Consider the following 18,508-nt stretch of genomic DNA (forward strand, 5'->3'; position numbering starts at 1 on the left):
AACGATGGTAGTTGGCGATTTTGCAATTGAAACAGAAACGCTCGTCGTTGGCGCCGGCCCTGGCGGCTATGTCGCCGCCATCCGCGCCGCACAGCTCGGCCAAAAAGTGACGATTGTGGAAAAAGGAAATTTGGGCGGCGTCTGCTTAAACGTCGGTTGCATCCCGTCCAAGGCGCTTATCTCGGCAAGCCATCGCTACGAGCAGGCGAAGCATTCCGAAGAGATGGGCATCAAGGCGGAAAACGTCACGGTTGATTTCTCGAAAGTGCAAGAATGGAAAGCGAGCATCGTCAAAAAATTGACGGGCGGCGTCGAAGGACTTCTCAAAGGCAACAAAGTCGACATCGTCAAGGGGGAAGCGTACTTCGTCGACGCCAATACGGTGCGCGTGGTCAACGGCGATAGCGCGCAGACGTATACGTTTAAAAACGCGATTCTGGCCACCGGTTCGCGTCCGATCGAGCTGCCGAACTTCAAGTTTTCCGGCCGCATTCTCGACTCGACCGGTGCGCTCAACCTCGGGGAAATCCCGAAATCGCTCGTTGTCATCGGCGGCGGCTACATCGGCATCGAACTCGGTACGGCTTACGCCAATTTTGGTGCGAAAGTGACGATTCTTGAAGGGGCCGGTGAGATTTTATCCGGCTTTGAAAAGCAAATGGTGTCCATCATTAAGCGCCGTCTGAAGAACAAAGGGGTCGAAGTTGTGACGAATGCGCTCGCAAAAGGAGCCGAAGAGCGTGCAGACGGCGTGACGGTCACGTATGAGGCGAACGGCGAAACGAAAACGATCGACGCCGACTATGTGTTGGTGACGGTCGGCCGCCGACCGAATACAGATGAACTTGGTCTTGAACAAATCGGCATCAAAATGACGAACCGCGGCTTGATTGAAGTGGACCAACAATGCCGGACAAGCGTGCCGAACATTTTCGCCATCGGCGACATCGTTCCAGGCCCGGCGCTTGCTCATAAAGCGTCGTATGAAGGGAAAGTGGCGGCGGAAGCCATCGCCGGCCATCCGTCGGTAGTGGATTACATCGCCATTCCGGCTGTGGTCTTCTCCGATCCGGAATGCGCCTCGGTCGGCTACTTTGAACAACAGGCGAAAGAGGAAGGCATCGACGTCATTACGGCGAAATTCCCGTTTGCCGCCAACGGCCGCGCTCTGTCACTCAACGATACGGACGGTTTCCTGAAGCTTGTCGTCCGCAAAGAAGACGGCGTTGTGATTGGAGCGCAAATCATCGGCCCGAACGCCTCGGATATGATCGCCGAGCTTGGGCTGGCCATTGAAGCCGGCATGACGGCGGAAGATATCGCGTTGACGATTCATGCCCACCCGACGCTTGGCGAAATCGCCATGGAAGCGGCGGAAGTGGCGCTTGGCACGCCGATTCATATCATTGCGAAGTAACGGAAAACGAAGGTGCCCCAAACACAGCGGGGCACCTTTTTCCTGCGGTGCAATAAGCAGGGAACATCATCCAGAAGCAAGATGATTGGCAGAAAAGAAATGAATCTGCGGCGACAGCTGTATGTTCGCCTGTTGCTGCGCCCGGTCGACAGTCTTTTGTCCGAAGGAGCGGCCTGGTCCATTTCTTGTCCAATTTCCCATACTATTTTCCGCTCTCGCTTCATATCGTTATGGTAAAGAACAAGCGGGAGATGGAGTTGAAATGAAAGCTTACGTTGCATTTTTGATGCAGATGATGATTTGGAGCAGTTTCTCATTGATCGAGTGGCTGTCAGGAAGAGACCGCCTGTTTTTCCGCGGGCTGATGCTGTGCATCTTTATGTACATCGCGTTTTTGCTGGCCCGCCAGCTCGGCTTGGCGACGCGCAAGGCGGCGCTGACGACGATTGGGACGGCGGCGGTGTACTTTGCCGGTCAGCATGTCATTTGGCAGGCCGTTCAATAAAAAACAGCGGTCGAATGCCCGCTGTTTACGCGCTGCCAAACACCATTGTCCGGCCGCTGAACAAGTGCAGTTCACCGCCGAGCGTTTTCGCCAGCCATTTGCTGAATTCATTGGCCTTCCCTTTATCCCCATGCGTCGCCCCCGGCGGCAGTGCGATGTCAATGAATGTCTCTTCTCCAGCTGTTCGCACGGAAATCGCCATCCCTTTGTACAAGCGGCCGTCGCCTTGCAAGTAGAGAACGGATTCGTGTATGCGGACCGTATACGGGAAAGCGGCCTGTTCGTACGCCCAACCAAGCTGTTCCCCTGTCTTTTTGAGCGCCATCTGGTAGCGCTCGAGCAGCTGTTTGACGTCCTCGATGGTCATCGTTTTCCCCGCAGGCAGCTTTAGATCGGTGTTCATCATTCCTTCCCCTCCCACCATTTCCATTGCGTCTTTATCCTTATTGTACCATATGTTGGCGGACAATAAATGGAAAAAGGGCGTTTTCAAAAAAGTTCTTTTTTATTAAATGTGATATACAAATTAGGATTGACAATTGAAATGTGATATATTATTATGAAATCAACAAGCGAATTTATCATCACAAAGGGGTTTTGGGGATGGGCACGATCGTATGTCAAACGTGTGATGCGACGATTGCGTATTTCGAAGATGAAAAAGTGACGACGCTTTATGGGAAATGTGATTGCTGCGAGCATGACAATGAGGGCGGAGAAAAAGAATAAAACGGTCAAACCGATGGGGGAAAGGAACGGATAGAGGCGCGCATGTCGACAAGTCACATGCGCGCCGTTTATTTTTGGCAAACAAGCACAAGCCAGGCAAACCGGCTTGTGCGGTCAGCGGATCGGTTTATATTCCTTAATGACACGCAACGTCTGCAGCGTGTCGTCTTCCGGCCCTTGGACAGGGAGGCCGGCAGCCAAGTTCGTCTCAATATACTTCAAGTTTTCTTCCGTGATGATTTCGCCTGGAATAAAAATTGGAATGCCAGGCGGATACACCATCACAAATTCGGCGATGATTCGGCCGGCCGATTCGTGAAACGGCACGACTTCCGTTTCGGCGTAAAACGCATCGCGCGGCGTCAAGGCGAGCGCCGGGATGTCCGGAAGGAGCACTTTCGGCTTGATCCCTTTCTCTGCCTGATGGCTGAACTGCTTCGACAAGCGGCGGAGCGCTTCAACGAGCAGGCTCGCCTCCCGTTCGGTATCGCCCGGGGTGATGATGCACAAAATGTTGTATAAATCGGAAAGCTCGACTTCAATGTTGTACGTTTCGCGCAGCCACCGTTCGACGTCATGGCCGGTCAGCCCGAGCTCTTTAACCGAAATGATGAGCTTTGTCGGATCGTAGTCGTACGTTGCTTCCGTGCCTAAAATCTCTTCGCCGACGCAGTACAAATATGGAATCTCGTTGATTTGCCGGCGCGTCCAGTCGGCGAGTCGAATGGCTTTGTCGATGAGTTCACGCCCTTTCGTCGCCAACTGTTTGCGGGCGACATCAAGCGAAGCGAGCAACAAGTACGACGTTGAAGTCGTCGTCAGCATGCTTAAAATCGCCTGCACGTGTTTCGCGGAGACGAGTCCTTCGCGCACATTCAAAATCGAGCTTTGCGTCAGCGATCCGCCGAGCTTATGGACGCTTGTCGCCGCCATATCGGCGCCCGCTTGCATCGCTGAAAGCGGCAAGTCCTCATGAAAATGAATGTGCACGCCGTGCGCTTCGTCGACAAGCACCGGAACGTTGTACGAGTGGGCGATATCGACGATTTTTTTCAAATCGCCGGCAATGCCAAAGTACGTCGGGTTGATGACGAGCACCCCTTTGGCGTCCGGGTGCTGGCGGAGCGCTTTTTCCACTGCTTGCGGCGTAATGCCATGGGAAATGCCAAGCTCCTTGTCGATTTCGGGATGAATGAAAATGGGCGTCGCTCCAGAAAAGACAATGGCCGACATGACCGATTTATGGACGTTGCGCGGCACGATGATTTTATCGCCCGGCCCGGCGACCGACATGACCATCGTCATGATGGCGCCGCTCGTTCCTTGCACGGAAAAAAACGTATAATCGGCGCCGAACGCTTCGGCAGCGAGCTCCTGCGCCCGTTTGATCATCCCTTTTGGATGGTGCAAGTCATCGAGCGGGCTGATGTTGATTAAATCAATCGCCAAGGCGTTGTCTCCGATGAAAGCGCGAAACTCCGGATCCATGCCGGCCCCTTTTTTATGGCCGGGAATGTGAAATTGAACCGGATTTTTTTTCATATGCTCCAACAAACCGGTAAACAATGGTGTCTCGAGTTGCGACAATGGTTTTTCACACCTCTTTATCTCGAGGATAAAACAAGTGCATTATAGCATGGATTTTTCCGTTTGCAAAGAAGAAATGAATGGACGCTGAAAAAGGAAAACAGCGGTTCAAGAGAGAAATAAAAGAAAGACAAAGCAAAAAGGGGGCGTTATCGAAATGAAATGGAGAACGAGGGTGACAGAGCTGCTCGGCATTACATATCCGATCATTCAAGGGGGGCTCGCTTACTTGGCGTACGCTGATTTGGCCGCAGCGGTCTCGAACGCCGGTGGGCTCGGACAAATTACGGCGATGTCGCTCGATGGACCGGAGCAACTGCGCGAGGAAATCCGCAAGGTGAAGGAAAAAACCGATCGGCCGTTCGGCGTCAATTTCGCCATTGGCCAGCACAGCCGCCCGTTTGCTCATATGCTTGAAGCAGCGCTTGATGAGGGGGTGCCGGTCGTTTCGGTCACCGGCGGCAATCCGGCGCCGTTTTTTGAACAATTGAAAGGAACGAACGTGAAAAAGCTCGTGCTCGTTGCCGCCGTCCGCCAGGCAGTGAAAGCAGAGGAGCTCGGTGCTGATGCGGTGATGGTCGTCGGTCAGGAAGGGGGCGGGCATCTCGGCAAATACGATACTGGCACGTTCGTCCTTATTCCGAAAGTCGTTGACTCCGTATCGATTCCGGTCATCGCCTCGGGCGGCATCGCCGATGGACGCGGGTTGATGGCGGCATTGGCGCTTGGAGCGGAAGGGATTGAGATGGGAACGCGGTTTATCGCCACGAAAGAATGCGTTCATGCTCATCCCGCATATAAAGAAATGATTCTCAACGCCACCGAAAACGATACGGTCATCATTAAACGGTCGCTCGGGGCGCCAGGGCGGGTGCTGGCCAACGCCTGGGCGGAAAAAATATTGGAAATCGAGCGCCAAGGCGGTACGTATGATGATTTAAAAGAATATATTAGCGGAGAAGCGAACCGGCGCTTCATTTACGAAGGAAAGGTGGACGAAGGATTCGCTTGGGCCGGGCAGGCGATCGGGCTCATTCACGACGTTCCGTCCGTCGCTGAGTTGTTTGCCCGCATGATTGAAGAGGCGGAACAAATTCGGCGCCGTTGGGCAAACTAACGGTGGAGGTGGAACAATGGGTTATTCCTATCCATTTTCCTACGACTGGTCAACACAAGAAATCATTGATGGTCATAGTTCCCCTGGGATTATCGCTGTGGTATCATTCGAGCCACAACGGAAGCGCGGTAGGTAAACGCACAAATTAGTTGCACACACCCCTTTTTCCACATAATATAATATAAAACAAAATGAAGCAGCACATTCGTGACGGGCGCCGGAAGTTTAGCGGATGATCGAGAAAGGGGTGCGGACGAATATGAAAAAAACCGCCAATTCGCTGAAGCGACCAGATGGAGACAAACGCATGGCGGTGTTGCGGCTCGAACTCGATTACGAATTAGCGACGCTGTACGAGGCCATGATGGAAAACGATGAAGAAAAGAAAAAAGAGTGCAAACGGCGGCTTGAAAAGCTGCGCCAAGAACTGATGCGCCTTCAAGTATGATTCTGATTCAAGGCGAACCATCTTTCCGGTTCGTTTTTTTCTTGAGCGGTGTCCGCCCCCGTTCCGGTTGCGATCTATACATAACCGAAGGCAGGAGGAATCAATATGGCAGAAAAATGGGAAGAAATCGACCGATACGCCCGGCAATGGATCGACGAAGCAGGAAAGCGCATCCGCGCCTCGTTTGCCAAACAGCTGACGGTGGAAGCGAAAGAGAACCCGAACGACTTAGTGACGAATGTTGACCGCGCCATTGAGCAGTTTTTCGCCGAGCACATCCGTCGCCAGTTCCCTAGCCACCGCCTGTTGGGGGAAGAAGGATTTGGCGACCGGATCGATGCCTTGGACGGCGTTGTTTGGGTGATTGACCCGATCGACGGCACGATGAATTTCGTTCATCAGCGGCGCCATTTTGCTGTATCGATCGGCATTTTTGAAGATGGCATCGGGCAGCTCGGCTACGTGTATGACGTCGTGTTTGACGAACTGTATGCGGCGCAAAAAGGGCGGGGGGTGTTTTTGAACGGGGAGCCGCTCGGCCTCCTGCAGCCCGCGCCAGTGGCGGAGTCGATCATCGCCATCAACGGGACATGGCTCATGGAAAACAAGCGCCTCGACCATCGCCCGCTCATGAGGCTGGCGAAAGAGGCGCGCGGCACGCGCTCGTATGGTTCAGCGGCGCTTGAGCTCGCGTATGTTGCCGCCGGCCGTTTGGACGCCTACATTTCGCCGCGCCTGTCGCCGTGGGATTTCGCCGGCGGGATGATTTTGATTGAAGAAGCGGGCGGAATGGTGACGACCCTTGACGGGAAGCCGCTGGATCTGCTTGGCCGCAATTCGGTGCTTGCTGCGAAACCTGGGGTGCACGAAGAAATTTTGCGGCGCTATCTTCACGATTGATGGGGCGCGAAATCGCGAAAACGGGACAAGCATCCAGCTTGTCCCGTTTTTCAACGCGTCCGTTTTTTATGGGCGAACCCGGCGCCCATGGCGGCGATCAAGATGAGCGTGGAAGCGGCGATGCCGATCAAACTTTGCTCGGCGATGAAGACGCCGATCGCCATGATGGCGGCGACGGCAAGAATGGCGAGCAACAGAGGTACAGGCTCGATCCGTTTCATCCTATTTCGCGCAGGAGACTCCCACTTCAACGACCAAAGGGAGTAAGTGGGAGAGGAATGCGCGTTCCCCCTTTCTTTTCTATATGATAGAATAAAGGCGTGGAGAAAACCGTTCAATAAAGGCACTCCAATAGCTGCTACTCGATGTATGGAGTTGGTTGCAGGAAACGTTGCAACCGTCAAACATCGAGCGTAGGTCCGTCTGTTGTGTGTGGAAGCCAAGTACTGCCAACAGACACACCGAGAGAATCGGTAACGATGCAGGCATGACCTGCGTCGTTGGGTAGTCGTCAACCTGCCCCCTGATGCAACCCCAAGTCAAGGAAGGAGGACGAAGTCCGTTTGCACTTCTGGGGAGTTGCAAGCCCCCACTTCAAGCGTTAGCGAAGTGGGGGTAGTTGACTGGGTTGACTCCTTTCTGGCAAAGTGGGCGTCTTTTTCTAGTGTACAGGAAAACATGCCGATTTTCTATCGGTTGTGATATAATAGACAAGCAGTTTGCCGAACAGGAGTGACCGACATTGACGAACAAACGAATCGATCTCCGCAATATCGCGATCATCGCTCACGTCGACCATGGGAAAACGACGCTCGTTGATCAGCTGCTTCGGCAGTCAGGGACGTTCCGCGAAAACGAACAAGTCGCGGAGCGGGCGCTTGACCGCAACGATTTGGAGCGGGAGCGCGGCATTACGATTTTGGCCAAAAACACGGCTGTCTTGTATAAAGGAACGCGCATCAACATTTTGGATACGCCGGGACACGCTGATTTCGGGGGGGAAGTGGAGCGGATCATGCGCCTTGTCGACGGCGTCTTGCTTGTCGTCGATGCGTATGAAGGCTGCATGCCGCAGACGCGGTTTGTGCTGAAAAAGGCGCTTGAGCAGCAACTTGTGCCGATCGTCGTCGTCAACAAAATCGACCGCGAATTTGCTCGGCCGGCGGAAGTCGTTGATGAGGTGCTCGACCTGTTTATCGAACTTGGTGCTTCTGAGGAGCAGCTCGAGTTTCCAGTCGTGTACACATCGGCGCTGCGCGGGACGGCAAGCCTCGATCCGGATCGCCAGGACGGTGACATGACCGCCTTGTTTGAGACGATCATCGAGCATATTCCGGCGCCGGCGGACAACCGCAGCGAACCGTTGCAGTTTCAAGTGGCGCTGCTCGACTATAATGAATATGTCGGACGCATCGGCATCGGCCGCATTTTCCGCGGCACGATGAAAACAGGCCAGCAAGTCGCTCTCTTAAAGCGCGACGGTGCCGTCAAGATGTTTCGTGTCACGAAGCTGTTTGGTTTTATTGGGTTGAAGCGGATTGAGATTGAAGAAGCGCACGCTGGCGACATCGTCGCGGTCGCCGGGATGGAGGACATCAATGTCGGTGAAACGGTTTGCCCGCCCGATCATCAAGAGCCGCTGCCGCCGCTTCGCATCGATGAGCCGACGCTCAAAATGACGTTTCTCGTCAACAACAGCCCGTTTGCGGGGCGCGAAGGCAAATACGTGACGGCGAGAAAGCTGGAGGAGCGGCTTCGCACCCAGCTGGAGACGGATGTCAGTCTGCGCGTTGAGCCGACCGAGTCGCCGGATGCGTGGATTGTCTCCGGCCGCGGGGAGCTTCATTTGGCGATTTTGATTGAAAGCATGCGCCGCGAAGGATACGAACTGCAAGTATCGAAGCCGGAAGTCATTCTAAAAGAGATTGACGGTGTCACGTGCGAGCCGATCGAGCGGGTCGTCATTGACATCCCGGAGGAATATACGGGAGCGATCATGGAGTCGCTCGGCAGCCGCAAGGGCGAGCTCGTCGATATGGTGCACGGCGACAACGGGCAAGTGCGTCTCGTCTTCCTTGTGCCGTCGCGTGGCTTGATCGGCTATCGGAGTGAATTTATGTCGTTGACGCGCGGATATGGAATTTTAAACCATTCGTTTGACCATTATGCCCCCGTGCAGCCTGGCGCCATCGGCGGCCGCCGCCAAGGGGTGCTCGTCTCGATGGAAACCGGAAAGGCGACGGCTTACAGCATCATGCAACTTGAGGATCGCGGCGCCATTTTTGTTGAGCCGGGCACTGAAGTGTACGAAGGGATGATCGTCGGCGAGCATAACCGCGAAAACGACCTGGTCGTCAACATTTGCCGCGAAAAACATGTCACCAACATGCGTTCATCGACGAAAGAACAGACGGTGACGATGAAAAAGCCGCGTCTGTTGACGCTTGAAGAAGCGCTCGAGTATTTGAATGATGATGAATATTGTGAAGTGACGCCAGCCTCGATCCGGTTGCGCAAAAAAATCTTGAATAAAAGCGAGCGTGAAAAGGCGGAGAAGAAAAAGAAAGCGGTTGAGCAGGCGAAATAGCCGGAAGCGCCATGCGCGCGTCTTTAGTTTGCGAACAATCGAAAACGCCTTGGAGAAGGGCGCTATTAGGATGAACGGGAGGGGAATGATGTGAATGTGCTCGAACGGCTCACGTTTTTCGCCTCGCTTTATAAGGTGCACGATCATCCCGAGCGAGGTATGTGGCTATTGTATGTGACAGTGTTGTTGCTTGCCGCGCTTGTGTATCGACTCGGTTTTGCCCGCCGCCTGCCGCTGTTGAAAAACGTCATCATTTACGTTTTGCTGGCGCTTGGCTGCACGGTTTTGACCTTTTTTGCTGTCTTTTTGCCGGTGGCAGAAGGATTGGCCGTCGCCGCCCTCGTATTAATCATTTATAAAGTGCGCCTGAAGCAGGCGAAAGAGGGAGAAAAGTCATGAAATCCGTGCAGGATGCCCTTTATAACTGGCTGACGATCCACATCGTCGCCAAAGCCCGTCCGCACGATGCGGCGGCGCGCGATACGGCCTCGTTTTTCCGCGCCATCTTGGAAAACGACTTTGGTGTGACGGCCGTAGACGCCGTCAAAGATGAAACGAATGGGCAATACATCGTCGAATATGTGCGCGGCGGGGAAACAAGGGCGGCGTGTTTCCCGCTTGAGCTGGCTGAGGCGATGTGGCGGCAGATCGAAGCCGAACCGGAAAAGTATGGATGATGACAACCAAAAAGGCGCGGAAAAGCGATCGCTCTTCCGCACCGTTTTTTTTTGCGGGATCACCAATCATCGTCTGCGCGGCGGCCGCGATAGAAGCGGAACTTTCCTGTTGCCAGCCGCTGTTTCGTTTTTTCGGTGATGCGGTCGTGGCATTCGCGGCACATGTACGTGTGGATCGGGCGGTTGCGCAGCCGCTTGGCGAGCGGCGATTCATCGTCGATCGTATCGATTTGGTCGCAAAGCACGCATTTGACTCTCATTGTTCACCTCAATACATCCAAACGCGAAATGGTAGAGTGTTCTTTCGTTCCCATTATACCACATTTCCCGCCATCGTTTGTTGATTCAAATGCATTTCACTCCCGCTTTCCTCGGAAATGAGCCGCGCTTTCTGTTCCATTATAACCCACACAGAAACCGTTTATCGATTTAAATGTTCATTCGATTGCTTGTTTTGCTGTTCGTTCAGCTGCCGCTCCTCCCGTTCGTTCAGCTGTCCGTTGTTTTCTTGGGTCGGCTTCGGCGTCGTTTCAAACAAATCGCTTGGCACTTCCGGCATCACTCGTCCGACGATGTCGGCGATTTCGTTCATGAACGCTTGCACCGGCCTCCCCTCATCGATTTGCCGGCCGATGTTGCGCACGCGGGTGTAAAGATCCGGGTCGGCGACAATAATGGCGTTCGCACCGTACGGATCTTTTTGCAATGCTTCGGCGACGGAATATTTGATGGTGCTGACGCGCGAGGCATCCATATTGGCGCCGACGTCAATGCCGACGATGGCATATTTGCCGACGACGATCGCGGCGGCATTGTGAACGTTTGGAACACGGTCGGCGATTTCTGCAAGCTGGCGGGCGATCTCTTGCCCGGATTTGTTCTCGACGCGTTCATCGACCGTATTTTTGACGCGCACGAGCGAACGATTGGGCTCGTTCGCTTCATGATCGTTTCCAAATGTGCAACCGCTGAAAATCAAAAGGGGAAGGAAGAAAGCGGCGAGCCAGCAATTTCTCTTCATAATGGGCCACCTCGACTTTTTTTCTTTAGTTTGCAAATGTCCTTCTATCTTTATACATGTTTTCATATGTTGTATTACAGCCATTCCCATCCAACGGAAAAACGTGAAAAACTCACATGGGGGGAAGCGGAATTTGGGGGAAAAAATTTACGTGCTCGATACGAACGTGCTGTTGCAAGATCCGTATTCGATTTTCGCGTTTGAGGATAATGAGGTCGTCATTCCGGCGGTCGTGCTTGAGGAAGTGGATTCGAAAAAGCGTTATATGGATGAAATTGGGAGGAATGCCCGCCAAGTGTCAAAGCTCATCGACCGTCTGCGCGAAAACGGCAAGCTGCATGAAAAAATTCCGCTTGAAAACGGAGGGGCGCTGCGCATTGAGTTGAACCATCGTTCGTTTCATCAACTGCAAGAAATTTTTGTCGAAAAAACAAATGACAACCGCATTCTGGCGGTGGCGAAAAATTTATCGCTTGAAGAGCAGGCGAAGGAAGATGGGCGCTCCGTCATTTTGGTGAGCAAAGATGCGCTCGTGCGCGTCAAAGCGGATGCCATCGGGCTGCAGGCAGAAGACTTTTTAAGCGACCGCGTCGTTGATGTCGACCATATTTACAGCGGATTTTTGGAGCTGTACATAGGAAAGGACCACCTGCAGCGATTTTACGACAAAGGGGAGCTCGTGCTCGCCGATATCGCCGACCACCCGTTTTATCCGAACCAGTTCATCATCATGAAAGACGCGTTTGGCAGCTCGGCGTCAGCGATTGGCATTGTCGACCAAAATGGAAAAAAAGTGAAAAAGCTCATCTTCCATTACGAACATATATGGGGCATTCGCCCGCGCAACGTGCAGCAGACGATGGCGTTTGAGCTTCTCATGCGCGACGACATTCCGCTTGTGACGCTAATCGGCAAAGCCGGGACGGGCAAGACGCTGCTTGCCCTTGCCGCCGGGTTGATGCAAACGGAAGATTTGCGCACATACAAAAAATTGCTCGTCGCTCGGCCGATTGTGCCGATGGGGAAAGATCTCGGCTTTCTGCCAGGGGAAAAGGAAGAAAAACTGCGCCCGTGGATGCAGCCGATTTTTGACAACTTGGAATACTTGTTCAACACGAAAAAACCGGGGGAACTCGATGCGATTTTAGCCGGCATGAGCTCGATTGAAGTCGAGGCGCTTACGTACATCCGCGGCCGGAGCCTCCCGGAGCAGTTTATCATCATTGATGAGGCGCAAAATTTAACGAAGCATGAAGTGAAGACGATTTTGACGCGCGTCGGGGAGAAAAGCAAAATTATTTTAATGGGCGATCCGGAACAGATCGACCATCCGTATTTGGATGAATATAACAACGGGTTGACGTACGTCGTCGAAAAGTTTAAAGACCAAAAAATCGCCGGTCATATCCGGCTCGTCAAAGGGGAGCGTTCGGCGCTCGCCCAGCTTGCCGCTGATTTGCTGTAGCTAGGCGTTCCTCAGAGCATCCGCCGTTAAAGAACGGGTGCCAGGCGCGCGGCCCGCCGCCACGAACGTTTCGAAAGGCACCCGCCGCCCGGGGCGCTGTGGAAAACATCTAGGTTCAAAGCGCTTGAGGCGGCTGAAGGCCTAAAAAGCTCAAACACCGGGCCGCCCCTTCATGGGGCGCCCGGTCATCGGACGACGAGCCGACGCACATGAGTAATCGGCGCCTCGCGGTTGGAACCGTCGCCAAAATAAATGTGCACCGGACCGTCGTCGCGCAACGGTTTTCCGTTTTTGGAAAAAGCGAAAATCAGGTCGTACGCCTTTTCCAGAGGGATCACTGTTTCTCCATGTTCCGTCTCAATGACAAGTTCAGACGCGTCTTCATGCGGCTCAGCGTTTCGCAAAAATGGGGCAAACGGCATGCCGAACGAGCCGGTGATGATTTTCTCCTTCAAAAAGCGCCGCTCCGTTTTCAACGTCGGCGGAAAAACGGCGCCCTCTTGAATTTCTCGGTCCCAAAATGCCGACAGCTTTTTGATTTCCTCGTCCTCTTGCTCCGCTTCCGTCGGCTGTGGAGCCGGCTCCGAAAAATACGCATCCATGTCTACTTTCCGGTCGTCGAAAATCCAGACGCCGGGGTCAAGCGTGATCGTAAACTTCACCTTTCCTGTCAGCACAATAATATCGTTCATGAAACACCTCTCCTCTGCATGTTCCCACCGTTTTTAGTATAATAATAACGAAAGAGCTTGTCATGTTCCAGGCCGGGTTGCTGTCAACGGTTTCAACTTGCAAAATGGCTTGTTTCACGTTAAGATGTAAAGAAGGATAGGGGAGAGAACGGAGGGATCGATGTGACGGACGAATCGATGAGCTATCGGGAGAAGGCGTACGCGCTTTTACAAGCGGATGCAGAGAAAATCATCCAACTCATCCGCGTGCAAATGGACCATTTGACGATGCCGCAATGTCCGGTGTATGAAGAAGTGCTTGACACGCAAATGTTCGGGTTGTCACGGGAAATTGATTTTGCGGTGCGCCTCGGGCTTGTGGAGGCGAAAGACGGAAAGGCGCTCCTTGACCGGCTTGAGCGCGAACTTTCCGCGTTGCACGAGGCCGTGGCCAAAAAGCGCGTACGATAAGAATATAAGGCAACTCAAACGATTGGCACACCATCGTTTGAGTTTTTCTGTTTTTCGGCAGGAAAACGGCGCGCCGCTGCGAATGATTTTAAGTACATACATGTTCACAGGGAAGAGGAACGATGGAACGACAATTATGGAAAAAAGTATTGAAGTGCTACGATTATCCGCTGATCGCCGCGGTCGCCATGCTGTCGTTGTTCGGATTGATTATGGTGTACAGCTCGAGCATGGTCACCGCTGTCATCCGCTTTGAAGTGCCAAGCGACTATTTTTACGAGCGGCAAAAACTGTGGCTGATTGCCGGATTCATCGCGTTCGCCATCATGATGGCGATTCCGTATAAAGTGTGGCGGGCGGAGCGATGGGTGAAACTCGTCTTTTTTGCTTCTCCATTGATGCTTATCGCCGTCGCCTTTCTCGGCCATACGGCCAACCACGCAACAAGCTGGTTTCGCGTCGGGGCGCTTTCGATCCAACCGGCGGAGCTCGCGAAGCTCGGCCTGATTTTATACTTGGCCGCAGCGTTCGCCAACAAGCGGAAGCGGCTGGCCGAGCCGGTGAAAAGCAATTTGTTCCCCATTTATTATACGCTTTTTATTTGCTTTTTGATCGCCATTCAGCCGGACTTCGGCACGGCAGCGATCGTTTTTGCCATTGCCATATGCATCATTGTCTCGTCTGGGTTGCGCCTCATGTTACTCTTAAAGCAGCTATGCTTTTTTATTCTCGTTGGGGCGGTGTCGTCGCCGCTTTGGCTTCCGTTGATCGGCAAACACATCTTTTCTCCCGAGCGGATGTCGCGCCTTTACAGCTTTTTGGATCCATTTCAATACGCAAACGGCGATGGCTACCAGCTCGTCAATTCGTATTTGGCGATCGGGCTTGGCGGGCTGAAAGGTGTGGGACTTGGCAAAGGCATTCAAAAATACGGCTACCTGCCGGAGTCGCACACCGATTTTATTATGGCGGTCATCGCCGAGGAGCTCGGTTTGTTTGGCGTGACGTTTACGCTCGGGTTGCTTTCGTTTATTGTGCTGCGCGGGCTTTGGGTTGCCCGCCGCTCCCACGATCCGTTTGGGAGCCTGCTTGCGATCGGCATCTCCGTCATGATCGGCTTTCAAACGTTCATTAACGTTGGTGGGGTCGTTGGCCTTATTCCGATTACAGGGGTGCCGCTGCCGCTCGTCAGCTATGGGGGAACGTCGCTTGTCCTGACCATGGCTTCGCTCGGTCTGCTTGTGAACATTTCCATGTTTGCAAAGTACGAGCAACGGTATAAAAAGGGTGAAAAAACGATGGTCAGCGGGCAGAAAAGAGGTCTGACTTTTTAGAAAGTGTATTTACAAATCGCCAAAACTTTTATACTTTTATTAAATAAAGGAGGAGGGACATGATGAGGACAAGACGAATTCGCAAAGTGCTAGTAGCCAACCGCGGGGAGATCGCCATTCGCGTCTTCCGCGCCTGCACAGAGCTTGACATCCGTACGGTGGCGATTTACTCAAAGGAAGATGCCGGCTCGTATCACCGCTATAAAGCGGATGAGGCGTATTTGGTCGGTGAGGGGAAAAAGCCGATCGAAGCCTACTTGGACATCGAAGGCATCATTGAGATCGCCAAAGCCCACGATGTCGATGCCATCCACCCGGGATATGGGTTTTTGTCGGAAAACATCCAATTTGCCAAACGGTGCCGCGAAGAAGGGATCATTTTCATCGGTCCGAACGAAGACCATTTGGATATGTTCGGCGATAAAGTGAAAGCGCGCCATGCGGCCATGAAGGCGGGCATTCCCGTCATTCCGGGCAGCGACGGTCCGGTCAGCGGCCTTGAAGAGGTCGTCCGCTTTGCCGAAACGCACGGTTATCCGATCATTATCAAGGCGGCGCTGGGCGGCGGCGGCCGCGGCATGCGCATCGTCCGCTCGAAGTCGGAAGTGAAGGAAGCGTTCGAGCGCGCCAAGTCGGAAGCGAAAGCGGCGTTTGGCAGCGACGATGTCTATGTCGAAAAGCTGATCGAAAAGCCGAAGCATATCGAAGTGCAAATTTTGGGCGACCATGAAGGAAACATCGTCCATTTGTATGAACGAGATTGCTCGGTGCAGCGCCGCCATCAAAAAGTTGTTGAAGTCGCGCCGAGCGTCTCGTTGTCGGACGAGCTGCGCGAGCGCATTTGCGAGGCGGCGGTCCGGCTCATGAGAAGCGTCGGTTACGTCAACGCTGGCACGGTTGAGTTTCTCGTCTCCGGAGATGAGTTTTATTTCATCGAAGTCAATCCGCGCATTCAAGTTGAGCATACGATCACCGAAATGATCACCGGGATTGACATCGTCCAGTCGCAAATTTTAATCGCCGACGGCTTTTCGCTCCACAGCCCGGAAGTCGGCATTCCAAAGCAGGAAGACATCCGCATCAACGGCTACGCCATTCAGTCGCGGGTGACGACGGAAGACCCGCTCAACAACTTTATGCCGGATACGGGAAAAATTATGGCGTACCGTTCCGGCGGCGGCTTCGGCGTGCGCTTGGACGCCGGCAATGGCTTCCAAGGGGCGGTCATTACGCCGTATTACGATTCGCTGCTCGTGAAAGTGTCGACATGGGCGTTGACGTTTGAACAGGCGGCAAGAAAAATGCTGCGCAACTTGCGTGAATTCCGCATTCGCGGCATTAAAACGAACATTCCGTTTTTGGAAAACGTCGTTCAGCATCCGAAATTTTTGTCGGGGGAATACGATACGTCATTTATCGATACGACGCCGGAATTGTTTGTATTCCCGCGCCGAAAAGACCGCGGGACGAAAATGCTTACGTACATCGGCACCGTGACGGTCAACGGCTTCCCTGGCATCGGCAAAAAGAAAAAGCCGGTGTTTGACAAACCGCGCGTGCCGAAGGTGAGCCAAACGGAACCGATCCCAGCGGGAACGAAGCAAATTTTGGATGAACGCGGACCTGAAGGGCTTGTTCGCTGGATCCAAGAGCAGCCGCGCGTGCTCTTGACCGATACGACGTTCCGTGACGCCCATCAGTCGTTGTTGGCGACGCGCGTCCGCACGATCGACTTGTTGCGGATCGCTGAGCCGACGGCGCGTTTGCTGCCCAACTTGTTCTCGCTTGAGATGTGGGGCGGGGCGACGTTTGACGTGGCGTATCGCTTTTTGAAGGAGGATCCGTGGGACCGCCTCTTGAAGCTGCGCGAGCGCATCCCGAACATTTTGTTCCAAATGCTGCTCCGCTCTGCTAACGCCGTGGGGTATAAAAACTATCCCGACAACGTCATCCGCGAGTTCGTTGAAAAATCGGCGCAAGCCGGCATTGATGTCTTCCGCATTTTCGACAGCTTAAACTGGGTCAAAGGGATGACGGTGGCGATCGATGCCGTCCGGCAAAGCGGCAAAATCGCCGAGGCGGCTATTTGCTATACGGGCGATATTTTGGACCCGAACCGGCCGAAGTACAATTTGGATTATTACAAAGCCTTGGCGAAAGAGCTCGAGCAAGCCGGAGCGCACATTTTAGGCATTAAGGATATGGCTGGTCTGTTGAAGCCGCAGGCGGCGTACGTGCTCATCTCCGCGCTCAAGGAAACGGTCGACATTCCGATCCATTTGCATACGCACGATACGAGCGGCAACGGCATTTACACGTACGCCAAAGCGATCGAAGCCGGCGTCGATATCGTCGATGTCGCCGTCAGCTCGATGGCCGGCTTGACGTCGCAGCCAAGCGCCAATACGCTCTACTATGCACTTGAAGGAACGGAGCGGGCGCCGGAGGTCGATATTTACGGCCTTGAGCAGTTGGCCCGCTATTGGGAAGATGTGCGCAAATTTTATCAGGAGTTTGAAAGCGGCATGAACGCGCCGCATACGGAAGTATACATGCATGAGATGCCAGGCGGCCAGTACAGCAACCTGCAGCAGCAGGCAAAAGCGGTCGGCCTCGGCGATCGGTGGGATGAAGTGAAAGAAATGTATCGCCGCGTCAACGACTTGTTCGGCGACATCGTCAAAGTGACGCCATCATCGAAAGTTGTCGGCGACATGGCGCTTTACATGGTGCAAAACAATTTGACGGAGCAAGACATTTTTGAACGCGGTGAAACGCTCAATTTCCCGGACTCGGTCGTTGAGTTTTTCGAAGGCTATTTAGGCCAGCCGCATGGCGGGTTCCCGAAAGAGTTGCAGCGCATTATTTTGAAAGGGCGCGAACCGATCACCGTTCGTCCGGGCGAGTTGCTCGAGCCGGTCGATTTCGAGCAAATCAAGCGGGAGCTGTACGACAAGCTTGGCCGCGAAGTGACCGACTTTGACGCCATTGCCTATGCGCTTTATCCGAAAGTGTTTTTGGAATATGCCGAAACGGTCGAAAAATACGGCGACATTTCGGTGCTCGATACACCGACGTTCCTGTACGGCATGCGCCTCGGCGAGGAAATTGAAGTGGAGATTGAGCGCGGGAAAACGCTCATCGTCAAACTCGTCTCCATCGGCCAGCCTCAGGCGGACGGCACACGCGTCGTTTACTTCGAGCTGAACGGCCAGCCGCGCGAAGTCATCATCCGCGATGAAAGCATCAAAGCCGCTGTCGCTGAGCGCATCAAGGCCGATCGGACGAATCCGAACCACATTGCCGCCACGATGCCGGGCACGGTTGTGAAAGTGCTCGTGGAGAAAGGGGAAAAAGTTGACAAAGGCGACCATTTGATGGTTACGGAAGCGATGAAGATGGAAACGACGGTGCAGGCGCCGTTTGCCGGCATTGTCAAAGACATTTACGTCAAAAGCGGCGATGCCATTCAAGCGGGGGATTTGCTAATTGAGCTGTCCAAATGAAACTGTCCATCGCGCGCAAAAAGAGGGTGTCCCAAAAGGAGCGGGATACCCTCTTTCGTGTGCGCCCGGCATG

General features: G+C 53.6%; 19 protein-coding genes. 13 read left to right on the plus strand and 6 right to left on the minus strand.

Translation table 11 applies throughout. The features are described from left to right. Nucleotides 1-4: 4 nt before the first annotated feature. Together lpdA and DI44_RS11110 are read left to right on the plus strand one after the other, a co-directional pair. Entirely contained in the window at nt 5-1,417 is a 1,413-nt protein-coding gene (gene lpdA / locus DI44_RS11115) for a dihydrolipoyl dehydrogenase (RefSeq protein WP_011230561.1), read from the plus strand. Nucleotides 1,418-1,679: 262 nt separating this feature from the next. After that, on the plus strand, nt 1,680-1,922 hold the full coding sequence (locus tag DI44_RS11110) for a hypothetical protein (protein WP_011230562.1): 243 nt from the start codon (nt 1,680-1,682) through the stop codon (nt 1,920-1,922). Between the two features lie 25 nt (nt 1,923-1,947). Here DI44_RS11110 and DI44_RS11105 read toward each other — a convergent pair whose 3' ends face one another. Continuing rightward, complete coding sequence (locus DI44_RS11105; protein ID WP_013145895.1) at nt 1,948-2,328, minus strand: DUF1885 family protein; 381 nt, start codon at nt 2,326-2,328, stop codon at nt 1,948-1,950. Nucleotides 2,329-2,525: 197 nt separating this feature from the next. Here DI44_RS11105 and DI44_RS11100 point away from each other — a divergent pair, with 197 nt between their 5' ends. Further along, on the plus strand, nt 2,526-2,651 hold the full coding sequence (locus tag DI44_RS11100) for a GapA-binding peptide SR1P (protein WP_011230564.1): 126 nt from the start codon (nt 2,526-2,528) through the stop codon (nt 2,649-2,651). 114 nt (nt 2,652-2,765) lie between these two features. Here the strand turns inward: DI44_RS11100 and DI44_RS11095 are convergent, their stop codons facing one another. Continuing rightward, nucleotides 2,766-4,238 carry an aminotransferase class I/II-fold pyridoxal phosphate-dependent enzyme gene (locus DI44_RS11095; protein WP_011230565.1) on the minus strand — a complete coding sequence of 491 codons (1,473 nt, stop codon included), beginning with the start codon at nt 4,236-4,238 and terminating at the stop codon, nt 2,766-2,768. A 157-nt stretch (nt 4,239-4,395) separates the two neighbouring features. On the opposite strand from DI44_RS11095, the gene DI44_RS11090 reads away from it, so the two are divergent. From DI44_RS11090 to DI44_RS11080, 3 genes are all read left to right on the plus strand, one after another. Next, on the plus strand, nt 4,396-5,355 hold the full coding sequence (locus tag DI44_RS11090; protein WP_033025016.1) for a nitronate monooxygenase family protein: 960 nt from the start codon (nt 4,396-4,398) through the stop codon (nt 5,353-5,355). Between the two features lie 232 nt (nt 5,356-5,587). After that, nucleotides 5,588-5,803, plus strand: a complete 216-nt coding sequence (locus tag DI44_RS11085) for a hypothetical protein (RefSeq protein ID WP_013145893.1) — start codon at nt 5,588-5,590, stop codon at nt 5,801-5,803. 105 nt (nt 5,804-5,908) lie between these two features. Further along, entirely contained in the window at nt 5,909-6,703 is a 795-nt protein-coding gene (locus DI44_RS11080; RefSeq protein ID WP_013523314.1) for an inositol monophosphatase family protein, read from the plus strand. Between the two features lie 50 nt (nt 6,704-6,753). Here the strand turns inward: DI44_RS11080 and DI44_RS18975 are convergent, their stop codons facing one another. Then, nucleotides 6,754-6,924, minus strand: coding sequence for a DUF5325 family protein (locus tag DI44_RS18975; protein ID WP_157832555.1), 171 nt, complete (start codon nt 6,922-6,924; stop codon nt 6,754-6,756). A 521-nt stretch (nt 6,925-7,445) separates the two neighbouring features. Between DI44_RS18975 and typA the strand changes: the two genes are divergently transcribed. The 3 genes from typA (at nt 7,446) to DI44_RS11065 (ending at nt 9,967) form a co-directional block, all read left to right on the plus strand. Next, nucleotides 7,446-9,290 (plus strand): translational GTPase TypA, encoded by a 1,845-nt coding sequence (gene typA, locus DI44_RS11075; protein WP_033025018.1) that lies wholly within the window; start codon nt 7,446-7,448, stop codon nt 9,288-9,290. Between the two features lie 90 nt (nt 9,291-9,380). Then, entirely contained in the window at nt 9,381-9,689 is a 309-nt protein-coding gene (locus tag DI44_RS11070; protein WP_011230571.1) for a YlaH-like family protein, read from the plus strand. Continuing rightward, nucleotides 9,686-9,967 (plus strand): hypothetical protein, encoded by a 282-nt coding sequence (locus tag DI44_RS11065; protein WP_013145888.1) that lies wholly within the window; start codon nt 9,686-9,688, stop codon nt 9,965-9,967. The genes DI44_RS11070 and DI44_RS11065 overlap by 4 nt, the downstream gene beginning before the upstream one ends. Nucleotides 9,968-10,026: 59 nt before the next feature. Here DI44_RS11065 and DI44_RS11060 read toward each other — a convergent pair whose 3' ends face one another. Both DI44_RS11060 and DI44_RS11055 read right to left on the minus strand, forming a co-directional pair. Then, on the minus strand, nt 10,027-10,227 hold the full coding sequence (locus DI44_RS11060; protein WP_013145887.1) for a YlaI family protein: 201 nt from the start codon (nt 10,225-10,227) through the stop codon (nt 10,027-10,029). A 161-nt stretch (nt 10,228-10,388) separates the two neighbouring features. Beyond that, entirely contained in the window at nt 10,389-10,988 is a 600-nt protein-coding gene (locus DI44_RS11055; RefSeq protein ID WP_033025020.1) for a YhcN/YlaJ family sporulation lipoprotein, read from the minus strand. 133 nt (nt 10,989-11,121) lie between these two features. On the opposite strand from DI44_RS11055, the gene DI44_RS11050 reads away from it, so the two are divergent. Further along, a complete protein-coding gene (locus DI44_RS11050) occupies nt 11,122-12,453 on the plus strand; it encodes a PhoH family protein (protein ID WP_033025022.1) in 1,332 nt (443 codons plus the stop codon). Nucleotides 12,454-12,638: 185 nt separating this feature from the next. Here the strand turns inward: DI44_RS11050 and DI44_RS11045 are convergent, their stop codons facing one another. After that, nucleotides 12,639-13,145 (minus strand): hypothetical protein, encoded by a 507-nt coding sequence (locus tag DI44_RS11045; RefSeq protein ID WP_033025024.1) that lies wholly within the window; start codon nt 13,143-13,145, stop codon nt 12,639-12,641. Nucleotides 13,146-13,307: 162 nt separating this feature from the next. Between DI44_RS11045 and DI44_RS11040 the strand changes: the two genes are divergently transcribed. The 3 genes from DI44_RS11040 (at nt 13,308) to pyc (ending at nt 18,435) form a co-directional block, all read left to right on the plus strand. After that, the gene (locus DI44_RS11040) at nt 13,308-13,595 is read left to right on the plus strand and encodes a YlaN family protein (protein WP_013145884.1); all 288 of its coding nucleotides are present in this window, start codon (nt 13,308-13,310) and stop codon (nt 13,593-13,595) included. A 122-nt stretch (nt 13,596-13,717) separates the two neighbouring features. Further along, complete coding sequence (ftsW, locus tag DI44_RS11035) at nt 13,718-14,929, plus strand: putative lipid II flippase FtsW (protein WP_033025025.1); 1,212 nt, start codon at nt 13,718-13,720, stop codon at nt 14,927-14,929. Between the two features lie 62 nt (nt 14,930-14,991). Further along, nucleotides 14,992-18,435 (plus strand): pyruvate carboxylase, encoded by a 3,444-nt coding sequence (gene pyc, locus DI44_RS11030; RefSeq protein ID WP_033025027.1) that lies wholly within the window; start codon nt 14,992-14,994, stop codon nt 18,433-18,435. Nucleotides 18,436-18,508 lie beyond the last annotated feature (73 nt).

The sequence above is a fragment of the Geobacillus sp. CAMR5420 genome, from assembly GCF_000691465.1.
Lineage (GTDB): Bacteria > Bacillota > Bacilli > Bacillales > Anoxybacillaceae > Geobacillus > Geobacillus thermoleovorans.